We start from the raw sequence: 23,359 nt of genomic DNA, 5'->3' as shown, positions 1-23,359 counted from the left end.
ATTCCACGGTTTGAGCGCGACGGCAAGAATTCCGCGCTACCCTCGCACGTCGCACGCTCCTGCGGACCATGGGCCGATTCCCAGCATCCTCACCGCTCCAGCGGGCGGTGGGCCGTCTCGGGGAGCCGGAGGTAGACGGCGGAGGAGACCAGGCACAGCACGGCCACGTACACGGGGAAGAGGCCGGCCTGGCCCATGTCCTTGAACAGCGTGCCGATGTAGGGCGCCGTGCCGCCGAAGAGGGCGACGGTGAGCGAGTAGGGGAAGCCGATTCCCGCGGCGCGCACCCGGGCCGGGAACGTCTCCGCGTTCACGGCCGCCGAGATGGCCGTGAAGCCGCTCAGCAGGATCATGCCCGCGCACTGCACGAGCAGCAGCGTGGTGAAGGAGTCGTTCAGCGCGCGCAGCAGCGGCACGCTCAGCAGGGCGAAGCCGATGCCGAACGTCAGCAGCAGCGGCTTGCGCCCGAAGCGGTCGGACACCATGCCCGCGATGGGCTGGAGCACGGCGAAGAACGTCAGCGAGAGGGTGCCCGCCAGCAGCGCGTCCGCCTTCTCCACCCCGGCGTTGAGCTCGGCGTACGTCGGCAGGTACGACGTCCACGTGTAGTACGCGAGCGTGCCGCCCGCCGTGATGCCGCAGATCAGCAGCGACTCGCGCGGATGGCGGCGCAGCGCCTCGAAGAGGCCGGGGCGGGGCGCCTTCGCCTGCTCCTCGCTCCGCGTCTCCTCCGCGCCGCGCCGGACCCAGAAACCCACGAGACTCAGCAGCGCGCCCAGCACGAACGGCACTCGCCAGCCCCAGCTGTCCATGGTGGCGGGCGCGAGTTCCGCGACGAGCAGCGCCGCGACGCCGGACGCGACGAGCTGCCCGATGGTCGTCGAGACGTACTGGAAGCTGGAGAAGAGTCCGCGTCGCCCGGGCCCGGCCGACTCCACGAGGAACGTGGTCGACGCGGCGAACTCACCGCCCACCGACAGCCCTTGCAGCAGTCGGGCCAGGACGAGGATGACCGGCGCGAGGACCCCGGCGGCGGCGTACGTCGGCGTCAGTCCCACCAGCAGGCTGCTGCCGCCCATCAGCAGAATGGTCACCGTCAGCGCCGTACGGCGCCCGCGCCGGTCGGCGACCGCGCCCATCAGCAGCCCGCCGACGGGCCGCATGAAGAATCCCACCGCGAAGACCGCGAACGTCGAGAGCAACGGCACCAGCGAATTCGCCGCGCCCTTGGGAAAGATCTGCGCGGCGATGTACGTGGCAAGGAAGGTGTATGTGTACCAGTCGTACCATTCGACCGCATTGCCTACGGACGCCGCGGCGAGCTGCCGCACCGCGGACACCGGGCGCGTCTCCCCCGCCTGCCGGTCCGCCATCTTGTTCTCCGCGCTCGACATGCGCCTCCGCTCCCGGGTCCTTCACGTGGCCCTGCCGCTCGGGCAGGATGAGCCGTCAGGTGATCATGCCTCCGCGAGGCCGGTGGCCGCCAGCCGATTCGGCGGCCGAAAGGAGATGGCAACGTGCGCGTAGCGCTCTTCGTCACCTGCATCAACGACACGCTGTACCCACGGACCGGCCGGGCGGTGGTCACCCTCCTGGAACGGCTGGGCGTGGAGGTCGGCTTCCCGGCCGAGCAGAGCTGCTGCGGGCAGCCGCAGTTCAACACCGGTTACCGGCATGCCACCGAGCCGCTCGCGCTGCGGTACGCGCGGGCCTTCCGGGACTACGAGTACGTCGTGGTGCCCTCCGGGTCGTGCGCGGCGATGGTGCGGGACAACTATCCGCGGCTCGGCGAGAAGGCCGCGGCGGAGGGGCGCGGCCGGGCGCTCGCCGAGGCGGCGGCGGAAGCCGTGCCCAAGACGTACGAGCTGACGGAGTTCCTGGTCGACGTGTTGAAGGTGACGGACGTGGGTGCGTACTACCCGCACGCGGTCACCTACCACCCGACCTGCCACGGCCTGCGGATGCTGGGGCTCGGCGACCGGCCGCGCGCCCTGCTGTCGCACGTGAAGGGCCTGGAGCTGCGGGAGCTGGAGGGTGCCGAGGAGTGCTGCGGCTTCGGCGGCACGTTCACGGTCAAGAATCCGGCCGTCTCCGCCGCGATGGGTGCCGACAAGACCCGGCACATCCGGGAGACCGGCGCGGCGGCGGTCTGCACCGTCGACAACTCCTGTCTGATGCACATCGGCGGGATGCTCTCCCGCCAGGGATCGTCGGTCCGTCCAGTCCATCTCGCGGAGATCCTGGCGAGTACGGAAGGGGACGTGCTGTGACGGGGACGGGCGAAGGACCTGCGGCGGAAAGGGAGCGTGCTGTGAGCGTCACCGAACTGGGTATGCCCGCCTTTCCGGCGGCCGCCGCCCGCTCCACCCGCGACACCCGCCTGCGCGCCAATCTCCAGTACGCCACGCACACCATCCGGGACAAGCGCGCCAAGGCGGTCGGCGAGCTGGCGGACTGGGCGCAGTTGCGCGCGGCGGGGCGTGCGATCAAGGACCGCACGCTGCGCCACCTGGACCACTATCTGGAGCGGCTGGAGGAGGCGGTGACCGCGGCGGGCGGCCAGGTGCACTGGGCGGCCGACGCGGCGGAGGCCAACCGCATCGTGACGCGGCTCGTGCGGGCCACCGGGGAGCGCGAGGTCGTCAAGGTCAAGTCGATGGCGACGCAGGAGATCGGGCTCAACGAGGCGCTGGCCGAGGCCGGCATCAGCGCGTACGAGACGGACCTCGCGGAGCTGATCGTGCAGCTCGGCAAGGACCGCCCGTCGCACATCCTGGTCCCGGCGATCCACCGCAACCGCTCCGAGATCCGCGACATCTTCCGCTCCGAGATGGGCAATTGGGGGCGGCCGGCGCCGGACGGGCTCAGCGACCGGCCGACGGAGCTGGCGGAGGCGGCCCGGCTGCACCTCCGGGAGAAGTTCCTGCGCGCGAAGGTCGGCATCTCCGGCGCCAACTTCATGGTCGCGGAGACCGGGACGCTGGTGGTCGTGGAGTCCGAGGGCAACGGCCGGATGTGCCTGACGCTCCCGGAAACGCTGATCTCGGTCGTCGGCATCGAGAAGGTCGTGCCCAGTTGGCAGGACCTGGAGGTCTTCCTGCAGCTGCTGCCGCGCTCGTCCACGGCCGAGCGGATGAACCCGTACACCTCGATGTGGACCGGCACCACCGACGGTGACGGCCCGCAGACGTTTCATCTGGTCCTGCTGGACAACGGGCGGACGGACACCCTCGCGGACACGGTCGGCCGGCAGGCGCTGCGCTGCATCCGGTGCTCGGCCTGTCTCAACGTCTGCCCGGTGTACGAGCGGGCCGGCGGGCACGCCTACGGCTCGGCCTACCCGGGGCCGATCGGCGCGATCCTGACGCCGCAGCTGCGCGGCACGGCGAGCGCGCTGGACGCCTCCCTGCCGTACGCGTCGTCGCTGTGCGGGGCCTGTTACGAGGTCTGCCCGGTGGCGATCGACATCCCGGAGGTGCTGGTGCACTTGCGGGAGCGGGTGGTCGAAGGCGGCCGGGTCACCCGGCACGGGATGCGGACGGTGATCCAGCCGGCGAAGGGGCACGCGGCGGAGCGCGCCGCCATGCGTGCCGCGGGCTTCGTGTTCGACCGGCCCGGTGTGCTGCGCGCGGGCCAGCGGCTGGCGGCCCGCACTCGGAAGCTGCATCCGCGGCGGCTGCCGGGCCCGGCGCGCGCCTGGACCGACACCCGCGACCTGCCCCCGGTGCCGACGGAGTCGTTCCGGGACTGGTGGCAGCGCACCCGACGCGTAGAGCGCGGCGACGGACGCGAGGAGGACGGTAAGTGAGCAGCCGGGATGTGGTGTTGGCGCGGGTGCGCCGGGCGCTGGCGGACGTGCCGCGCGCCGCGGGGCCCGAGGAGACCGCGGTGCCGAGGGACTATCTGCGGGCGCACGGCGATCGGCCCGCGGCGGACACCGTACGGCTGCTGGCGGAGAACCTCGCGGACTACCGCGCGATCGTGCACGACATCGACGACGCCGGGCTGCCGGGCCTGCTCGCGCATCTGCTGGGCGAGCGGGGCTCGCGGTCGGTGGTGGCGCCGGCGGGGCTGCCACCGGAGTGGCTGGCGGCCTGTGACCTGGAAGTGGTGCCGGACGCGCCGGAGACGACGCCCGGCGAGCTGGACGCGGTGGACAGCGTGGTGACGGGCTGCGCCGTTGCCATCGCCGAGACCGGCACGATCGTGCTGGACGCGGGCCCGGACCAGGGGCGCCGCCGCATCACGCTCGTGCCGGACCATCACATCTGTGTCGTACGGGTGCCGGAGCAGGTCGTGGCGTCGGTGCCGCAGGCGTTGGAGCGGCTGGCCCCGCAGCGCCCGCTGACCTGGATCTCCGGCCCGTCCGCGACGAGCGACATCGAGCTGGACCGGGTGGAGGGCGTGCACGGGCCGCGGACGCTGGAGGTGGTCCTGTTGACGTCACGGCGGGGGTCCGAGTGACTTTCTGAGCGAAATGGCGTGCGTGAGGCTTGTGTTACGGACGGATTGCGTTCGATCCTGATGCTTCCTGTTGCCTTACGTTCGGAGCTGTCGCATGTCGTCGCGTCGTTTCAGCCGCCGGTCGTTCCTCGCCACCGGCACAGCCCTGGCCGGCTGGGCCGCCTTCAGCGCGCAGAAAGGTGCCTTCGCCGCCGTGGCCGGACGGGCCACGGCGACGGCGGGCGAGGAGTGGAACGGCGCGCCCCGCACGTTCCAGGTCAACCGTGAGCCCGCCCGCCCGCGCCTGATCCCGTTCGCGAGCGCGGCGGCCGCGCTCGCCGGCGAGGTCTCCAGATCGCCGTACCACCGCTCCCTGAACGGCACGTGGCGCTTCCACTGGTCCAAGAACCCCGACGAGCGCCCCACGGGCTTCCACGCCCCCGGCTTCGACGACGGCTCCTGGGACCGCATCACCGTTCCCTCCAACTGGGAGATCGAGGGCTACCCGGAGCCGATCTACCTCAACATCAAGTACCCCTGGGTCGGCTACGAGGACCCGCAGCCGCCGCAGGTCCCGCACGACTTCAACCCGGTCGGCTCCTACCGCCGTACGTTCACCGTCCCCAAGGACTGGGACGGCCGCCGCACCCTGCTCTCCTTCCAGGGCGTGAAGTCCGCGTTCTTCGTGTGGGTCAACGGCGAGAAGGTGGGCTACAGCGAGGACAGCTACACCCCCGCCGAGTTCGACATCACCAGCAGGCTCAAGCCCGGCGAGAACAGCCTGGCCGTCGAGGTCTACCGGTGGTCCGACGGCAGCTGGCTGGAGGACCAGGACATGATCGACCTGTCCGGGATCTTCCGCGAGGTGTATCTGTACTCCGTCCCACAGGTGCATCTGCACGACCTCTTCGTGCACACCGACCTCGACGCCGCCTACCGGGACGCGACGCTGAAGGTGTCGGCGACCGTACGCAACGGGGGCTCGGCGGCGCCCGGCGACCACCGGCTCTCGGCGGTGCTGTACGACGCGCAGGGCAAGCCGGTACTGGCCAAGCCGCTCACCGCTGACGTGCGGTTCGGCGAGGGCGCGGAGGTCACGGTCGCGCCGGAGGCCGCCGTGAAGGCCCCCGCCCTGTGGTCCGCCGAGGACCCGAACCTCTACACCCTCGTCGTCACCCTCACCGGGCCCGACGGCAAGGCCGTTGACATCCAGCGCACCCGTGTCGGTTTCCGTTCGGTCGTGTGCGAACCGGGGAAGTTCACCGTCAACGGCGTGCCGATCGTCTTCCGCGGGGTCAACCGCCATGAGTCCGACCCGGACCACGGCCAGGCCGTCCCCGAGCAGCGGATGATCGAGGACATCCGCATCATGAAGCAGCACAACGTCAACGCGGTGCGCACCTCGCACTACCCGAACTCCACGCGCTGGCTGGAGCTGTGCGACGAGTACGGGCTCTACGTCGTCGGCGAGGCGAACCTGGAGTCGCACGGCGTGCGCGACAAGCTCCCGGCGAGCCTGCCGGAATGGACCGACGCCTGCCTCGACCGGATGCGCACGATGGTCGAGCACGACAAGAACCACCCCTCGATCGTCGTCTGGTCGCTGGGCAACGAGGCCGGCCAGGGCGACAACTTCAAGGCGATGGCGGAGTGGACGCACGGCCGGGACTCCTCGCGGCCCGTCCACTACGAAGGCATGAGCTCCGTGGCCGACATGGAGAGCCAGATGTACACCAAGCCGGCCGACGTCGAGAAGTACGGCAAGTCCGGCAATCCGAAGCCGTTCATTCTGTGCGAGTACGCGCACTCCATGGGCAACAGCACCGGCAACTTCCGCGAGTACTGGGACATCTTCGAGCGCTACCCGAACCTGCACGGCGGCTTCATCTGGGACTTCGTCGACCAGGCCATCCGGCTCCCGGTCCCCGGCGACCGCAAGCGCACATACCTCTCCTACGGCGGCGACTGGAAGCCCGGCTACCCCACCGACGGCAACTTCAGCTGCAACGGCATCGTCTCCTCGGACCGCGTGCCGCATCCGGCGATCCACGAGGTCAAGAAGTGCTACCAGGCCGTCCGGATGGCCGCGGCCGACCTGGCCTCCGGCACCGTGAAGGTCACCAACAAGCAGCTCTTCCTCGGCCTGGACGCGTACGAGCTGCGCTGGGAGGTCACGCGTAACGGGGAGCGCATCCAGCAGGGCACGCTCCCCGCGCCGCAGATCAAGCCGGGCCAGGACGGCACCGTACGCATTCCGTACCGGCGTCCGGCGCGGCCCGAGCCCGGCGCCGAGTACTGGCTGAACCTCTCCTTCGTGCTGCGCCGCGGCACCCGGTGGGCGGACGCCGGACACAGCGTCGCCGCCGAGCAACTGGCGCTGCCCTGGCACGCGAAGGCCCCGGCCGATCCCCCGGCCTCCGCGCTCCCCGCCCTCAAGGTCTCCGAGACCGACAAGGCGGTGACGGTCAGCGGCAAGGACGTGGAGGTCGTCGTCGACAAGTCGACCGGCACGCTGTCCGCCTACCGCTACCGCGGCCGGACCCTGTTGGCCGGCGGCCCGGTCCCCAACTTCTGGCGGGGGCCGACCGACAACGACATCGGCCGCGGCGCCCAGAAGTCGCTTCGGACGTGGCGCGACGCGGGCACGAAGCGGACGGTCGACTCCGTGAAGGCGGCGCAGCCCTCGGCCTCCGAGGTCACCATCGAGGTCACCGCCACCCTGCCCACCTCCCCCGCCGCCTCCACCTGGCGCACGGTCTTCACCGTGCGCGGCGACGGCGAGGTCCGCGTCGCGCACACCCTGAAGCCGGGCGCCGGCCTCCCCGACCTGCCGATGGTCGGCGCCCTTCTCACCGTCCCGGCCGGCTTCGAGACGCTGTCGTGGTACGGCCGCGGGCCGCAGGAGAACTACCAGGACCGGCGCACCGCCGCGTTCGTCGGCAGCTACCGCTCCTCGGTGGACGACCAGTACGGCCCGTACATCCGGCCGCAGCAGACGGGCAACGTGGTGGACGTCCGGCACGCCTCGCTCACCGACCGGGACGGCGCGGGCCTGACCGTGCGCGCCGAGCCGGGCGACGACGCGCCGCTGCTGGAGATCAGTGCGCTCCACTACACGCCGCACGATCTGGACGGGCCGCGCCATCCGTACGAGCTGAAGCGCCGGCCCGAGACGATGCTCGGCGTCAATCACCGCCAGATGGGCGTCGGCGGCAACGACTCCTGGGGCGCGCCCCCACTGGAGCAGTACCTGCTGCACGCCGACCGCGAGTACACGTACGCGTACCGGCTGACGCCCGCGTAACGGGACCGGCGGTGCCCTTCCCCGCGGGACCCGTTACGCGGGCAGGGGGAGGGCATCGTGCTCGGGCACGGCCCGCAGGCTAAGGGGCCGGCTGGGGCTGGGCCACGGGCTTTTCCGGAGCCGTCGGCTTTTCCGGAGCCGCCGGAGTCCGGTCCGGGTCCGCCCCCGCACCGTCGTTCCGCGCCTTGTCCGACGCGGCGCGCTCGTCCCGCCGTACGAGGGCGGCGTACCGGCCGTCGGCGGCCAGCAGTTCGTTGTGCGTGCCGCGCTCGGCGATCCGGCCCGCGTCCAGGACGACGATCTGGTCGGCGTCGCGGACGGTGGAGAGCCGGTGCGCGATGGTGATCGTCGTGCGGCCCGCCGACAGCTCGTCGATGGCCTGCTGGACGGCGTGCTCGGTACGGGTGTCCAGCGCGCTGGTGGCCTCGTCCAGTACCAGCACCGGCGGGTCGCGCAGGATGGTCCGGGCGATGGCGAGGCGCTGCTTCTCGCCGCCGGAGAAGCGGTAGCCGCGCTCGCCCACGAGGGTGTCGTAGCCGTCGGGCAGGGCGGCGATGTGGTCGTGGATCTGGGCGGCCCGCGCGGCGCGGACGATCTCCTCGTCGGTCGCGTCGGGCGTGGCGAAGCGCAGGTTGTCGGCGACGGAGGCGTGGAAGAGGTATGTCTCCTGGGAGACCACGCCCACCGAACGGGCGAGCGTGTCGAAGTCCAGCTCGCGGACGTCCGTACCGTCCAGCGTCACCCGGCCGCCGGTCACGTCGTACAGCCGCGGCACCAGGTAGCTGAGCGTGGACTTGCCGCTGCCGGTGGGGCCGACCACGGCGAGGCTGCCGCCGGCCGGGACGGTCAGGTCGATGCCGGTCAGGGTGGGCGCGGCGGCCGGGTCGTACGCGAAGGTGACGTCCTCGAAGCGGACCTCGCCGCGGGGCGCCGCAAGCCGCACCGGCTTCTCGGGCTCGGTAATGGCCACCGGCAGGTCGAGGTATTCGAAGATGCGCTGGAAGAGCGCGAGCGAGGTCTGCATCTGCACGCCGGTGGTGAGCAGCGAGACGGTCGGGCGCAGCAGGCCCTGCTGGAGCGAGACGAAGGCGACGAGCGTGCCGATGGAGAAGACCGGGCCACCGAACTGGAGGACCATTCCCGCCGCCCAGTAGATCACCGCGGGCATCGCGGCCATGACGATGCCGATCGTGGCCATCCGCCAGCGGCCCGCCATGTTGGCGCGGATCTCCAGGCCGACCAGTCGTTCGGATTCCTTGGTGAAGTTCTCGGTGAGCGAGTCGGCGCGGCCCATCGTGCGGCCGAGCAGGATGCCGGAGACGGAGAGCGATTCGGTGACCATCGCGGACATCGTGGCCATCTGCTTCTGCCGCTGGGTGGTGATCCGCTTGCGCTCGTTGCCGACCCGGCGGCTGACCCAGACGAACAGCGGGAGCAGCAGAAGGGAGACGAGGGTGAGCCGCCAGTCCAGGGCGAGCATGGCCACGACAGTGGCGATCACGCTCGTGAGGTTGGAGACCAGCGAGGTCGCGGTGGACGTGACGGTGGCCTGCATGCCGCCGATGTCGTTGGCGATGCGGGACTGCACCTCGCCGGTGCGCGTACGGGTGAAGAACGCCAGCGGCATCCGCTGCAGCTTGGCGTAGACGCCGGTCCGCAGGTCGTGCATGACGCGCTGGCCCACGGTGGTGGAGATCAGCGTCTGCAGCACGCCGAAGACGCTGTTCATCACGGCGGTGGCGATCATGCCGAGGGCGAGCAGGCTCAGCAGTCCGGTGCGCCGCTCCGGGATCGCCACGTCGAGGACCGCGCGCAGCAGGAACGGCGAGGCGACGGAGACCAGCGAGGCGGCGGCCACCAGCAGGCCCACCAGGGCCAGCCGGCCGCGGTAGGGGCGGAAGAGGCGGAGGATCCGCCGCAGCTGGACGGGCTGCTGCTCCTCCTTGGGCGGCGGGGTCCAGTCAAGGGTGTCGGGACGCAATGAGCTCCTTCGAAGGGTCGAGGCCGACGGGCGGCTGCCGAGCGGCCGACGGGCAGCTTCAGGGGTTGCGGCGGCCCGTGCCGGGCCCGGCGACAGCCGAGCGTAGTCCATTGTTACCTATACTCACAATGAGCCATGTCCTGATAACCTCCCGGCATGTCCTCGCCCCAAACCGGCCCCGGTCCCGGCTCCCCCACCGGCTCCGGCACCGGCGCCCAAGCCGGCACGAGCACCGGCACGAGCACCGCGCGCTCCGCCCCCGACACCGACCTCGCCGAACAGCTGGTACGGCTGACCCGGCGGATGCACCGCGCGCAGAAGCGGCACCTCGAACCGCTCGCCCTCACCCCCGCGCAGTCCCGGCTGCTGCGCATCGTGGCGCACTGCGACACTCCGCCCCGGATGGCCGACCTGGCGGCGCGCCTGGACGTCGTGCCGCGCGCGATCACCACCCTCGTGGACGCGCTGGAGGCGGCGGACGCCGTACGCCGGGTACCGGACCCGGCCAACCGCCGCGTCGTACGCATCGAGCTGACCGAGACCGGCCGGACGACACTCGGGGCGCTGCGGAGCGCGCGCCGGGCCGCCGCGGAGGACATCCTGGCTCCATTGACCGCCGACCAGCGCGAGCTGCTCGGCGGGCTGCTGTCCACCCTGGTCGACGAGCCGGGGCGGCGCTGCTGAACCGATGGCCCGCTGACGAGGAGACGCCATGCCGTTGCTGGAGCCGGAGCCGACCGCACTGCGGCCCGCCACGACCGAGGGACCGGCCGTCGACCGGGTGGCCGACGCGCAGGCGTCCGGCACGCCCGAGCCACTGCGCGGCGACCTGATCGCCCTGCTCGGCCCGGAGAAGGTGCTGCACGGCCTCTCCGACCTGGTGAAGTACGCCTCGGACGCGAGTCCCTACCGCTTCGTCCCGCAGGTGGTCGTGCTCGCCGAGGACATCGACGACGTCTCGGCGGTCTTCTCCTACGCGCACGGCCACGGCCGCGAGGTCGTCCTGCGCGCCGCCGGCACCTCCCTCAACGGCCAGGCACAGGGCGAGGACATCCTCGTCGACGTGCGCCGCCACTGGGCAGGCATCGAGGTACTGGGCGACGGCGAGCGGGCCCGCATCGGCCCGGGGACGACCGTCGTCCGGGCCAACACCACGCTCGCCCGGCACGGCCGGCTGCTCGGCCCCGACCCGGCCAGCGCCATCGCCTGCACCGTCGGCGGCGTCGTCGCCAACAACGCCTCCGGCATGACGGCCGGCACCACCCGGAACTCCTACCGCACGCTGGCCTCCGCCACGGTCGTGCTGCCGTCAGGCACGGTCGTGGACACCGCCGACCCGGCCGCCGACGAGGAGCTGGCGCACGCGGAGCCGGCGCTCTGCGAAGGACTGCTGGCCCTGAAGGCGGAGATCGAGGCGGACCCCGAGCTGGTCGCCCGCATCCGCGCCAAGTACGAGCTCAAGAACACCAACGGCTACCGGCTCGACGCCTTCCTCGACGGCGCCACCCCCGTCGAGATCCTGCGCGGCCTGATCGTCGGGTCGCAGGGCACGCTCGGCTTCATCGCCGAGACGGTATTCGACACCCTGCCCCTGGACCGCTGCACCTCCACCGCATTGCTCTTCTTCCCCGATCTGCGGGCCGCGGCCGCCGCCGTCCCGCGGTTCAACGAAGCGGGCGCGCTCGCCGTGGAGCTGATGGACGGCAACACGCTGCGCGCCTCGGTCCGCGTCGCCGGAGTACCCGCCGACTGGGCGGCACTCCCCACGGAAACGACCGCGCTGCTCGTGGAGTTCCGCGCCCCGGACGAAGAACGTCGGGCAGCGTACGAAGAGGCCGCCCAACAGGTGCTGAGCGACCTCGAACTGGTCGCGCCGGTCGAATCCGTCACCAACGAATTCACCCGCGACCCCGGCACGATCGCGGGCTACTGGAAGGCCCGCAAGGCGTTCGTCACCGCGGTCGGCGGCTCCCGGCCCTCCGGTACGACGCTGCTCACCGAGGACTTCGCCGTACCGCCCGCACAGCTCGCGGACGCCTGTACGGCGCTGCTGGAGCTGCAGGCCCGGCACGGCTTCGACGCCGCCGTCGCCGGCCACGCCGCCCACGGCAACCTGCACTTCCTCCTCGCGTTCGACGCCGCGAAACCCGCGGACGTGGCGCGCTACGCGGCGTTCATGGACGACTTCTGCCGGATGACCGTGGAGCGCTTCGACGGCTCGCTCAAGGCCGAGCACGCCACCGGACGCAACATCGCGCCCTTCCTGGAGCTGGAGTGGGGACCGCGCGCGACGGACCTGATGTGGCGGATCAAGGACCTGTTCGACCCGCACGGCATCCTCGCCCCGCGCGTCGTCCTGGACCGCGATCCCAAGGCCCATCTCCGCGGTCTGAAGACCATCCCCGAGGTCGAGGCGGTCGCCGACCCCTGCATCGAGTGCGGTTTCTGCGAGCCGGTCTGCCCCAGCCGCGACCTCACCACCACGCCCCGCCAGCGCATCGTGCTGCGCCGCGAGATGATGCGCCAGCACCCCGACTCCCCGGTCACCGGCGCGCTCCTGGACGCGTACGGATACGACGCGGTCGACACCTGCGCGGGCGACTCGACCTGCAAACTGGCGTGCCCGGTCGGCATCGACACCGGCGCGATGATGAAGGACTTCCGGCACCGCCGGCACTCCCCGCGCGAGGAGAAGGCCGCCGCGCTCGCCGCCAAGCGCTTCAAGGCGGTCGAGGCGTCGGCGCGGCTCGCGGTCGCGGCGGCCGAGCGGATCGGCGACCGGCTCGGCGACCGGCTGCTGGAGACCGTGACGGACGCCGCCCGCAAGGCCGTACGGCCGGATCTCGTGCCGCGGTGGCTGCCCGAACTCCCGGGCGCGGCGGCGCGCCGGCTGCCGCCCACCCGTAAGCAGGACGCGGTCGCGGTCTACTACCCGGCGTGCGTCAACCGGATCTTCGGTGAACCGGACGGGTACGAAGGCCCCTCCCTCCCCGAGGCCGTCGTCGCCGTCTCCCGGCGGGCCGGCAAGCCGGTGTGGATCCCCGGGGACGTCGCGGGCACCTGCTGCGCCACGATCTGGCACTCCAAGGGCTACGACGAGGGCAACGCCGTAATGGCGAACCGGATCGTGGAGGCGGCCTGGGGCTGGACCGCCGGCGGCCGCCTGCCCCTGGTTGTCGACGCGTCCTCATGCACCCTCGGCATCGCCCACGAGGTCGTCCCGTACCTCACCGAGGACAACAAGCAGCTGCACGCCGAGCTGACCGTCGTGGACTCCGTCGTCTGGGCGGCCGAGGAGCTGCTGCCGCACCTGGAGGTGGTGCGGACCGTGGACTCCGCGGTGCTGCATCCCACTTGTTCGATGCGCCACCTGGGTGACGAGGCGCAGCTCCGTACGGTCGCCGAGGCGTGCGCCCAGGAGGTCGTGGTACCGGACGACGCGGGCTGCTGCGCCTTCGCCGGCGACCGCGGGATGCTGCACAAGGAGCTGACCGAGGCGGCGACAGCCCGGGAGGCGGCCGAGGTGACGTCCCGTCACTTCGACGCGCACCTGTCGGCGAACCGCATGTGCGAGGTGGGCATGGACCACGCGACGGAGGGCCGCGGCTACTACTCGGTGCTGCTGGAACTGGAACGCGCGACGCGGCCCGCCTGAGGGGCGGACCGCGCGCGGCGTACGGGAGGGGTCAGGCCTCGGCACCTACGTGCAGGGCCACCGCCCCCTTGGCGGGCACGGTCAGCTTGGCCTTGCCATCGTCGCCGACCGTGACGGTGTTGCCGTCACAGGAGTCCGGCGCGGCCTTTGCGACATTGCAGTACGTACCGGTGGGCAGTGACGTCGCGAAGGTCTCGGACAGCTCGCCGTCGCCTGCGTTGAGGGCGACGAAGCCCTTGTCGCCGCGGCCGAAGGCGATCGCGCTGGACCCGTTGTCCCACCAGTCGGTCAACTTGGCGTCGCCGACCGCGTTGCGGAACCCGACCAGGCCGGTGATCTCCCGCTTCGCGTGCATGTCCGTCCAGCCGTCGGCGCCGCTGGGCGGGCCCGCGTCCTTGTCGGACCACTCGTAGCCGGAGAAGACGTTGGGCGAGCCGTAGGGCGAGGCGAGCATGAAGACATTCGCGAGCGTGTACGCCGCGCCGTCCTTGTACGTGAGCGTCGAGCCGTTACGCTCGGTGTCCCAGTTGTCGACAAAGGTACGTGCCGACCCGCTGCTGAGCTTGCCGTCGGCGACGGACTTCAACTGGGCGATGCTGCCCCCTTGGAAGGCGCTCTTGAGGTGGCCCCCGTAACGGAACTCGTCGACGTCGCCGATCCCCGTGTACTCCTCCGGCTTGACCGCCTCGCCGCCCCCGTAGATGACTTCGGAGACCCAGAAACCCGGGTCGCTCATCTTTCCCTTGATCGCGGCCATGTCGTCGGCCGCCATGTGCTTCGCGGCGTCGACGCGGAAGCCGTCGGCGCCGAGCGAGCGCAGGTCGTCGAGGTACTTGGCGATGGTGGTGCGGACGGCGTCGCTGCCGGTGTCCAGGTCCGCCAGGCCCACCAGTTCACAGGTCTGCACGTTGTCGCGGTTGCCGTAGTCGGAGATGTCCTTGCGGCAGGCGTGGAAGTCCTGGTCCTGGAAGTACCCCGGGTAGTTGTACTTCGTGTACTGCGTGCCGCCGGTGCCCGTGCCGGACCCGGAGGACATGTGGTTGATGACGGCGTCGGCGATGACCTTGACGCCGGCCTTGTGGCAGGCGGCGGTCATGGCGGCGAAGGCGTCCCGGTCGCCGAGCCGGCCCGCGATCTTGTAACTCACCGGCTGGTACGACGTCCACCACTGGTCGCCCTTGATGTGCTCCGAGGCGGGCGAGACCTCGACGTAGCCGTAACCGGCCGGGCCGAGCTGGTCGGTGCAGGCCTTGGCGACGTCCGCGTACGGCCGCTCGAACAGCGTGGCGGTGACGGTCTTCTCGCCGGGCGGGGTGGCCTGGGACTGCCAGGGCGCGAGGGTCGCGAGGCCGGCGGCGACGAGCACGCCGGCCAGCGTGCCACCGATTATCCGGGATCGTTGGTGCAACATGCGGCTCCTTCTGCATACCGACGCGGTGGGGGACGCGTCCACGAAGGCAGCCACGCGCCGGGCCGCCGTGGGGGGATTCCGCGAGGGAGCCTGCCTTTACGAAGTGAACACGTCAAGGCGTTACGCAAGAATTTCCAGGAGCTTGCGCAAGAGAAGAGTCCAAGAACTCACCCCAGGAGTCCAAAGAGCCCTCTTGTGGCCCAGTGGTCTCAACCACCAGGGTCCTCTTCGAGCTTGGACGTATTCGCCGCGCACCATCCGCACCCCGGGAGGACCCATGCACGACGCACGACCTGAGCCTCACGACCGGCACAACGAGCACGACCAGCACGACGAGCACGGCGGCGCCGGCACGGCCGGCCACGGCGGCACGGCCGACGGGTCCGGCCCGAGCCGCCGTTCGGTGCTGTGGACCGCGGGCGCCGCGGGCACCGGGCTCGGACTCGCCGGAATGGCCGCGGGCACGGCGTCGGCGGCGACGCCTTCGGCGGCCGGCTCCGCAGTCGGCGCCGCCGACACCGCCGCGGCGCCGAAGCGGCGCGGCAAGACGATGATCGGCGTGCCCTTCGAGGGGCGCAGCACCGTACGCGTCGGCATCGTCGGCCTCGGCAATCGCGGCGGCTCCATGATCGACCTCTTCCTCGCCGTGCCGAACACCCGCGTCGTGGCGGTCTGCGACCCGGTCAAGGAGAAGACCGCCAAGGCCGCGAAGAAGGTCACCGACGCCGGTCAGCCGGCCCCCGCCGTCTACACCAAGGGCGACCACGACTTCGAGAACCTCTGCAAGCGCGGCGACATCGACTTCGTGTACGTCGCCACGCCCTGGGACTGGCACTTCGAGATGGCGAAGACGGCCATGCTCAACGGCAAGCATGTGGGCGTCGAGTGTCCGATAGCGCTCCGGCTGGAGGAGCTGTGGGAGCTCGTCGACCTCTCCGAGCAGACCCGTAAGCACTGTTTGCAGCTGGAGAACTGCTGCTACGGGCGGAACGAAATGCGGGTGCTGCGGATGGCGCACGCGGGCCTCTTCGGCGACCTGCTGCACGGCGCCGGCGCCTACAACCACGACCTGCGCGGCCTGATGTTCGACCCGGACTACTACGAGGGCCCGTGGCGGCGGCTGTGGCACACCCGGCTGCGCGGCGATCTGTACCCCAACCACGGGTTCGGGCCGGTCGCCAACTACATGGACGTCAACCGCGGCGACCGGGCGGTACGGATCTCCAGCTTCGGCACGCCCTCGCTGGGCCTGGCCGCGTACCGCAAGGAGCACATGCCGGCCGGCGACCCGAGCTGGAAGGAGACGTACATCGAGAGCGACCGGACGCTCTCCCTCGTGCAAACGGCCAAGGGCCGCGTGATCCGCCTGGAGCACGACGTCTCCACCCCGCACCCCTACAGCCGCATCAACAGCCTCGGCGGCACGAAGGGCGTCTTCGAGGACTACCCGGAGCGGATCTACATCGAGCCGGACCACAGCAACGACGAGTGGGGCGACTTCGGCGCGTACACCGAGTGGGACCACTGGCTCTGGAAGGAGCACGCCAACCCGCCCGGCGGGCACGGCGGCATGGACTACATGCTGGTCTTCCGGCTGACCCAGTGCCTGCACCTGGGCCTGGTACCGGACTTCGACGTGTACGACGCGGCGACCTGGACCGCGCCCGTACCGCTGAGCGACCTGTCGATCAAGGCGCACGGCATGCCGCTGGAGATCCCGGACTTCACGCGCGGCGACTGGAAGAAGGCACGGCCGGGGATGGATTCGGAGAAGCCCACGGCGTGACGGCCGGCGGGGCCCGGCCTTGCGCCGGGCCCCGGGAGGTCACTTCTCGACGGGCGCGTCGGCGGGGACGGGCTTCGCTGCGGCGGCGGGGGCATCGGGTGCGGCGGGCGACGTGGAGGTGGCGTGTGCTGCGGAGGTGGCGGGCGCGGCGGACGTGGCGGGCGACGTGGAGGTGGCGGGCGCGGCGGGCGCCTCCCCGTTGAGGACCTTCTTCGCCGTCACGCGGTCCAGGGCGCCCTCCCAGCGGGAGACCGCGAAGACCGCGACACAGTTGCCGAGCAGGTTGGTGACGACCCGCATCGAGTCCATGATCCGGTCGACGCCGAGCAGCAGCGCCACCGCCGCCGCGGGGATGACGCCCAGCGCGGACGCGGTCGCCGACAGCGCCAGGAACGCCGAACCGGGTACGCCCGCCATTCCCTTACTGGTCAGCATCAGGATCAGCACAACGGTGATTTGCTGACCTATCGACAGATCGACACCCACGGCCTGCGCGATGAAGAGCGTGCCGATGGAGAGGTAGATCGACGCGCCGTCGAGGTTGAAGGAGTAACCGGTCGGCAGGACCAGCCCGACCGCGTCGTCCCGGCAGCCCGCGGCGCGCAGCTTCTGCATCATGCGCGGCATCACCGTCTCGCTGGAGCCCGTGCCCAGCGCCAGCAGCAGCTCCTCGCGGGTGTAGCGGACGAACTTCCACAGGCTGAGCCCCGTGACGGCCTTGAGCGCGAGCCCCAGCAGCACGAGGAAGGCCAGCGCGACGCCGTAACAGACCGCGATCAGCTTCGCGTACGTCGTCATCGCGCCGAGGCCGTACTCCCCCACGAGGTGCGCGGTCGCCCCGAAGACGGCGAGCGGCGCGAGTCGCATGATGTAGCCGACGATCGTGAAGACGACCTCCTGCGCCTGCTCGATGAACGGCAGGATCTGCGGCACCTTCGTCTGCCCGAGGTGCAGCAGTGCCGCGCCCACCAGGCAGGACAGCACGAGGACCTGGAGCAGCGAGTTCTCCGCGAACGCCCCGACCGCGCTGTCCGGCAGCGACTCCAGGATGAACTGCGCGGTGGACGGCAGGTGCCCGCCCCCGGTCTTGGCGTCCACGGCGCCCTGGTCGAGCGACGCCGGGTCGACGTGCATGCCCGTACCGGGCCCGAAGACGTTGCCGGCGAGCAGGCCGATGACGAGCGCGAGTGTGGTCGCCACCTCGAACCAGATCAGCGCCTTGAGGCCGATCCGCCCGAAGGCCCGCAGGTCACCGGCCTTGGTGATGCCGGCGACGACGACGCAGAAGACGAGCGGGGCGATCATCGCCTTGATGAGGCGGACGAAGCCGTCGCCGAGCGGCTGGACGGCCGAGCCGAACTGCGGCCACAGCCGTCCGACGAGGACTCCGATGAGCAGGGCGACGAGGACCTGCGTGAACAGACTGGTGCGCAGCATGCGGCCTGCTCGGCGAGCGAGCGATCCGGTGGCGTGCGGCACGGGCACTCCCTAGGACGGATTCTGGGATGCGGAAACGGACTTCCGGTTTCCGTGATCCGTCACTATGGCTGAGCCGCATGCCGCACAGAAGGGGTCGGTGTTACATCGAAGAAAATCTTGGAGCTTGCTCCAAGTAACCGACGGTACGACAGCCTGTTACCAAATCTGTCACCCCGCGCGGAGTGCGTTCCGCGCCGCGCGTGATCAGCGTGCTGCGGAGAGCATGATCATGCCTCCAGGTGGGCCTTGTCGCCCATCACCACGACGGGGTGCTGCGCGGGATCGATCGTGCGCAACAGGTACCGCATACCGGACTTGGGCAGGCTCACGCAGCCGGACGTACCACTGCCGTGGTCCATGTGCAGCCAGATGCCGCCCCCCTTGGACTCCCCCTCGGGCCGGGTCGGGTCGAGCGGCGAGACGCCCTTGGCGCGGTTGTAGTCGATGGCGATGACGTAGTCGAAGTCGTGCCGGGTCCGCTTCGCCCAGTACGAGGGCGGCGTGAAGGCAGCAGACGCGGTGTACGGCAGCTTCGCGCCCGGGTCGGGCAGCACGCCGCCCGCGTCCGAGAGCGTGTACACGCCGACCGGGCTGCGCTTGTCCCCCACGTGGTGGTGCAGCGTCCAGCCACGCTTGCCGTTGTGCGCCTCCCAACTACGCTCCCGGCTCCAGGTGCTGCCGGAGCCGCTGCCGGTGCTGGTACCGGAGTTCTCTCCGGCGTCCTTCGTATACAGCACGACGGTTGAGGTGGTGGCGTTCTCGCCGTTGCCGTAGACCGCGATCACCTGCCGGGAATCGGCAGGGATGCGGGACTGCAGCCCCTCACCCACGCCGGGTATGCGCGTCAGCCCCGTCGACGGCGTGGCGCCGGACTTCCCCGCGCGCCCGGCGGCTTCCTTGCCGTCCCCCTGGGCACCGCCACAACCCGCCACCAGGACCAGCCCCGCGGCGACCAGCACGGCCGCCTTACTTGTACTCCGCATGGTTCACATGGTCGCACTGTCCGACCCCGGCCCATCGGGCGAGGCGGCCCACCACGAACGGGCCGACGCCCTCCCGGACCGCACATCGTGGCCCGATTCATGCGTTCCGCCAGAAAAACAATTGAAAATCCCGGCCATTCCACGCCAACCTTCCATGGCTCTGCCCTGCTCCTGTCGCAGGCGCAAGCGGCACAGCCCTGCCCTGTTCCGCCGCGCCTGCCGCGCCCCGCGGGCTCCCGGCCACGCTCCTCCGGCCGGGGCTCCGTGCCCGGCCTCGTGCCCGGACTCCTGTCCGGGCCCCGCACCCGGGCTCCGTACCCGACGAAACTCTTGGACGTCATGCAGATTCGCGATCTACCGCATCCCGACCCGGGTGTCCCCGACGTCCGTTCCGGCGGCCGCTTCCTGGTCTGGCTCTACCGCCGGCAACTGGGCGGCCAGCTCAAGGCCACGGCCTGGGGGCTGGTGCACACCGGTGCTGTGGCCTCCTTCCCTGTGCCGGTGGGCATCGCCGTCCAGGCCGTCGCCGACCGTTCCGGCGCCGGACTGGCCCTGGCGGGCGGCCTGATGGTGGTCCTGGGCGTACTGGTCGCGGTCGGCGACACGATGCTGCACCGCGCTGCCGTCACCAACTGGATCACCGCCGTCGCCCGCATCCAGCAACTGCTCGCCCGCAAGACCGCGGAGTTGGGCTCCGCCCTGACCCGGCGGGTCGCGGCCGGCGAAGTGGTCGCCGTGAGCACCGGCGACCTGGAGAAGATCGGGTGGTTCGTCGAGGCCATCTCCCGCTTCTCGGCCGCCGCGCTCACCACGGTCGGCGTGTGCGTGGCCCTGGTGATCTACCAGCCCACGCTGGGCGTCGTGGTCGCGATCGGCGTACCGGTACTGGCGCTCGCCGTACTGCCGCTGCTGCCGCGCGCGACGCGCCGCGCCGACGAGCAGCGGGAAAAGGCCGGCCGCGCCACGGAACTGGCCTCCGACACCGTCGCGGGACTTCGTGTGCTGCGCGGCATCGGCGGCGAGGAGCTGTTCCTCGGCCGCTACCGCACCGCCTCCCAGGATGTCCGCAAGGCCGCCGTCCGCAGTGCCCGGATGTGGTCGCTGATCTCGGCCGTCCAGGTCGCGCTGCCGGGGCTGCTGCTGATCGTGGTCGTCTGGTACGGCGCGCGGCTGGCCCTGGACGGCCGCGTCGAGGTCGGCGCGCTGGTCACCATGTACAGCGCGGTCACCTTCCTGCTCTTTCCGCTGCGGCACTTCGAGGAGATCGCGCAGGCGTACTCCTTTTCCCGGCCGTCCGCGAAACGGACGGCCCGCGTCCTGGCCCTCAGCCGTCCGACCGACGGTCGCATCACGGACCACGCCCCGCTCCGGGGTGACCTCTACGACCCGGCCACCGGCCTGCTCGCCCCGGCCGGCCGTCTCACGGCGGTGGTCTGTGGCGACCCGGACGCGGCCGGCCGACTGGCGGAACGGCTGGGCGGACATCCGGCGAACGAACCGGAGGAAGGGGATGAGCGGGGCGAGCGCGCCGCGGACGGCGCGGGCAGCGTGGGCGACGCGGGCGACGCGGGCGACGCCAAGCGCGAGGACAGCGAGAAGGGCAGCGGGGAGGCCGCGGCGGACGCGGCCGTTCCCTCGCGCGTCGCTCTCCCTTCCGTGGAACTCGGCGGCACCCCCCTGGACGACGTACCGCGGGACGCCGCCCGCCAGGCGGTCCTGGTACAGGACAAAGACCCGGTACTGCTGTCCGGAACGCTGCACGAGCTGTTCGATGTGCCGTCCTCCGGCGCCGTCACCGCCGAACAGGCCCTGGCCGCCGCCCAGTGCGACGACGTACTGGCCGCGCTCGCCCAGTCCGGCACCGACGACTCGGGCGACCCGATGCACAGCCGCATCACCGAACGCGGCCGCTCCCTCTCCGGCGGTCAACGCCAACGGCTGGCGCTGGCCCGGTCGCTGGTCACCGACCCGGAGGTGCTGGTACTCGACGAGCCGACCAGCGCGGTCGACTCGCACACCGAGGCCCGGATCGCCGACGGTCTGCACGCCCTCCGCGACGGCCGCACCACGGTCGTCCTCACCTCCAGCCCGCTGGTACTGGACCGCGCGGACCAGGTGGTCTTCGTGCCCGACGGCAAGGTCACCGCGGTCGGCCCGCACCGCGACCTGCTCCGTACCTCCCCGGCCTACCACTCGGTCGTCACCCGCGAGACCGAGGAGGAACGTGTGCGGAAGCAGGCCGCCGACGCCTCCGTCCCGCGGGAAGATCCGCAGGAAGGTCCGTACGAGGGCCCGGGCACAGACCCGCGTGAAGGAGCGCAGGGCACCTCGCACGAAGCCCGGACGGACACCCCGCGGGACACGGAGCCCCTCACCCCACCGCACGCCCGCGTAGGCGCGCTCGACTCCATCGAGGAGACGGCATGATCGGCCTGGCGCCGCCGGAGCACGATCCGGAAGCCGCACGTACCACGACCATTCTCCCCGTCGGTTCCCCCGCGACCGTACGCAGCTACGCCGCGGGGCTGATCCGCCGTCACCGAAAAGCATTTGTCCTCCTCGTCACCGTCAATGCCGTCGCCGTCGTCGCTTCGATGGTCGGCCCGTATCTCCTTGGCGGCCTCGTGGAAGACCTCGCCGACGGCGCGCGCGGCCTGCATCTGGAGCGCACCATCGGGCTGTTCGCGCTCGCCCTGGTCATCCAGACGGTGTTCGTGCGGATGGTCCGGCTGCGCGGCGCGATGCTCGGCGAGCGGATGCTCGCGGACCTGCGCGAGGACTTCCTCGTACGGTCCGTCGGGCTGCCGCCCGGCGTGCTGGAGCGGGCCGGCACCGGCGACCTGCTGTCCCGGATCACCACGGACATCGACCGGCTGGCCAACGCGATGCGCGAGGCCGTGCCGCAGCTGTCCATCGGCGTGGTCTGGATCGGGCTGCTGGTCGGGGCGCTCGGCGTGACCGCCCCGGCGCTCGCCCTGTCCGTACTCGTCCCGCTGCCCCTGCTGATCGTGGGCTGCCGCTGGTACTTCAAACGCGCACCGAGCGCCTACCGTTCCGAGGCCGCCGGATACGCGGCGGTCTCCGCCGCGCTCACCGAGACGGTCGACGCGGGGCGCACCATCGAGGCGCACCGGCTCGGCGACCGCCGCATCCGGCTGTCGGAGCGGCGAGTCCGCGAGTGGACCCAGTGGGAGCGGTACACGCTCTACCTCCGCTCGGTCCTCTTCCCGGTGATCAACGCGACCCACACCCTCAACCTCGGTGCCGTCCTGATGCTCGGCGGTGTCTTCGTCCTGCAGGGCTGGATGACGCTCGGCCAACTGACGACGGGCGCGCTGCTCTCGCAGATGATGATCGAGCCGATCGGCATGATCCTGCGCTGGTACGACGAACTGCAGGTCGCCCAGGTGTCGATCGCGCGGCTCGTCGGCGTGCGGGAGATCGAGCCCGAGGCGGCCGACGAACGGATCACCCCCGACGGCCGGCACGTCCATGCCGACGGGGTGCGGTTCGGCTACCGCGCCGGCGTCGACGTCCTGCACGACGTCTCGCTGCGGGTACAGCCCGGCAGCCGCGTGGCACTCGTCGGTCCGTCGGGCGCGGGAAAGTCGACACTCGGCCGGCTCCTCGCGGGCATCTACGCACCGCGCAAGGGTGAGATCACCCTGGGCGGTGCCGAGCTGTCCCGGATGCCGGCGGAGCGAGTACGCGCCCACGTGGCGCTGGTCAACCAGGAGCACCACGTCTTCGTGGGCTCGCTGCGCGACAACCTGCTGCTGGCCCGCACGGGCGCCGACGACGCGGAGCTGTGGGCCGCGCTGGGCGCGGTGGACGCGGACGGCTGGGCACGCGGACTGGACGAAGGGCTGGACACGGAGGTCGGCTCCGGCGGCCACGCCTTGACTCCGGCGCAGGCCCAGCAGATCGCACTGGCGCGGCTCGTCCTGGCGGACCCGCACACGCTGGTCCTGGACGAGGCCACCTCGCTGCTGGATCCGCGGGCCGCTCGTCATCTGGAGCGCTCGCTGGGCAAGGTGCTGGACGGCCGTACCGTCGTCGCCATCGCCCACCGGCTGCACACCGCTCACGACGCGGACGTCATCGCCGTGGTCGAGGAAGGCCGCATCACCGAGCTCGGCAGTCACGACGCGCTGGTGTCCGCCGACGGCGCCTACGCCGCCCTCTGGCGCTCCTGGCACGCCTGATGCGCTCGCCCCGGCCGCGCTCTCCGGGGACCGACGACCTCCGGCGAGCGTGGCCGGGGAGCCCCGCTCGGGGGCGGCGGGACCACGCGTCCGGGCGTCAGACCGCTCGCTC

14 protein-coding genes are annotated in these 23,359 nt (G+C 71.4%); 9 read left to right on the top strand and 5 right to left on the bottom strand.

Going from position 1 to position 23,359, the window contains the following annotated elements:
• Positions 1-89: 89 nt before the first annotated feature.
• Entirely contained in the window at positions 90-1,373 is a 1,284-nt protein-coding gene (locus ABT381_RS06830) for an MFS transporter (RefSeq protein ID WP_351588829.1), read from the bottom strand.
• A gap of 144 nt (positions 1,374-1,517) precedes the next feature.
• Here ABT381_RS06830 and ABT381_RS06825 point away from each other — a divergent pair, with 144 nt between their 5' ends.
• The 4 genes from ABT381_RS06825 (at position 1,518) to lacZ (ending at position 7,747) form a co-directional block, all read left to right on the top strand.
• The gene (locus ABT381_RS06825; RefSeq protein WP_351588794.1) at positions 1,518-2,270 is read left to right on the top strand and encodes a (Fe-S)-binding protein; all 753 of its coding nucleotides are present in this window, start codon (positions 1,518-1,520) and stop codon (positions 2,268-2,270) included.
• Positions 2,271-2,311: 41 nt separating this feature from the next.
• Positions 2,312-3,808: a lactate utilization protein B gene (locus ABT381_RS06820; RefSeq protein WP_351588791.1), complete on the top strand. Its 1,497-nt coding sequence runs from the start codon at positions 2,312-2,314 to the stop codon at positions 3,806-3,808.
• The gene (locus ABT381_RS06815; protein ID WP_351588788.1) at positions 3,805-4,464 is read left to right on the top strand and encodes a LutC/YkgG family protein; all 660 of its coding nucleotides are present in this window, start codon (positions 3,805-3,807) and stop codon (positions 4,462-4,464) included. Before ABT381_RS06820 ends, ABT381_RS06815 begins: the two co-directional genes overlap by 4 nt.
• Before the next feature lie 94 nt (positions 4,465-4,558).
• Positions 4,559-7,747: a beta-galactosidase, LacZ type gene (lacZ, locus tag ABT381_RS06810; RefSeq protein WP_351588785.1), complete on the top strand. Its 3,189-nt coding sequence runs from the start codon at positions 4,559-4,561 to the stop codon at positions 7,745-7,747.
• A 79-nt stretch (positions 7,748-7,826) separates the two neighbouring features.
• On the opposite strand, the gene ABT381_RS06805 is transcribed toward lacZ, so the two are convergent.
• The gene (locus ABT381_RS06805; RefSeq protein WP_351588782.1) at positions 7,827-9,728 is read right to left on the bottom strand and encodes an ABC transporter ATP-binding protein; all 1,902 of its coding nucleotides are present in this window, start codon (positions 9,726-9,728) and stop codon (positions 7,827-7,829) included.
• A gap of 303 nt (positions 9,729-10,031) precedes the next feature.
• Between ABT381_RS06805 and ABT381_RS06800 the strand changes: the two genes are divergently transcribed.
• On the top strand, positions 10,032-10,412 hold the full coding sequence (locus ABT381_RS06800) for a MarR family winged helix-turn-helix transcriptional regulator (protein ID WP_351588826.1): 381 nt from the start codon (positions 10,032-10,034) through the stop codon (positions 10,410-10,412).
• Positions 10,413-10,440: 28 nt separating this feature from the next.
• A complete protein-coding gene (locus ABT381_RS06795; RefSeq protein ID WP_351588779.1) occupies positions 10,441-13,383 on the top strand; it encodes an FAD-binding and (Fe-S)-binding domain-containing protein in 2,943 nt (980 codons plus the stop codon).
• A gap of 31 nt (positions 13,384-13,414) precedes the next feature.
• Here the strand turns inward: ABT381_RS06795 and ABT381_RS06790 are convergent, their stop codons facing one another.
• Positions 13,415-14,794 carry an alpha-amylase gene (locus tag ABT381_RS06790; protein WP_351588776.1) on the bottom strand — a complete coding sequence of 460 codons (1,380 nt, stop codon included), beginning with the start codon at positions 14,792-14,794 and terminating at the stop codon, positions 13,415-13,417.
• Positions 14,795-15,071: 277 nt separating this feature from the next.
• Here ABT381_RS06790 and ABT381_RS06785 point away from each other — a divergent pair, with 277 nt between their 5' ends.
• Positions 15,072-16,580, top strand: a complete 1,509-nt coding sequence (locus ABT381_RS06785; RefSeq protein ID WP_351588774.1) for a Gfo/Idh/MocA family protein — start codon at positions 15,072-15,074, stop codon at positions 16,578-16,580.
• Positions 16,581-16,619: 39 nt separating this feature from the next.
• Here the strand turns inward: ABT381_RS06785 and ABT381_RS06780 are convergent, their stop codons facing one another.
• Positions 16,620-18,017, bottom strand: coding sequence for a cation:dicarboxylate symporter family transporter (locus ABT381_RS06780; protein ID WP_351588771.1), 1,398 nt, complete (start codon positions 18,015-18,017; stop codon positions 16,620-16,622).
• A gap of 269 nt (positions 18,018-18,286) precedes the next feature.
• A complete protein-coding gene (locus tag ABT381_RS06775; protein ID WP_351588769.1) occupies positions 18,287-19,042 on the bottom strand; it encodes a L,D-transpeptidase family protein in 756 nt (251 codons plus the stop codon).
• A gap of 339 nt (positions 19,043-19,381) precedes the next feature.
• Between ABT381_RS06775 and ABT381_RS06770 the strand changes: the two genes are divergently transcribed.
• A complete protein-coding gene (locus ABT381_RS06770) occupies positions 19,382-21,469 on the top strand; it encodes an ABC transporter transmembrane domain-containing protein (protein WP_351588766.1) in 2,088 nt (695 codons plus the stop codon).
• The gene (locus tag ABT381_RS06765; protein WP_351588763.1) at positions 21,466-23,247 is read left to right on the top strand and encodes an ABC transporter ATP-binding protein; all 1,782 of its coding nucleotides are present in this window, start codon (positions 21,466-21,468) and stop codon (positions 23,245-23,247) included. Before ABT381_RS06770 ends, ABT381_RS06765 begins: the two co-directional genes overlap by 4 nt.
• Positions 23,248-23,359 lie beyond the last annotated feature (112 nt).

This window comes from Streptomyces sp. NPDC000151, assembly GCF_040301705.1.
In the GTDB taxonomy this organism is placed as follows: Bacteria; Actinomycetota; Actinomycetes; order Streptomycetales; family Streptomycetaceae; genus Streptomyces.
The sequence above is the reverse complement of the archived record's forward strand: the minus strand, read 5'-3'. Positions and strand labels throughout refer to the sequence as shown.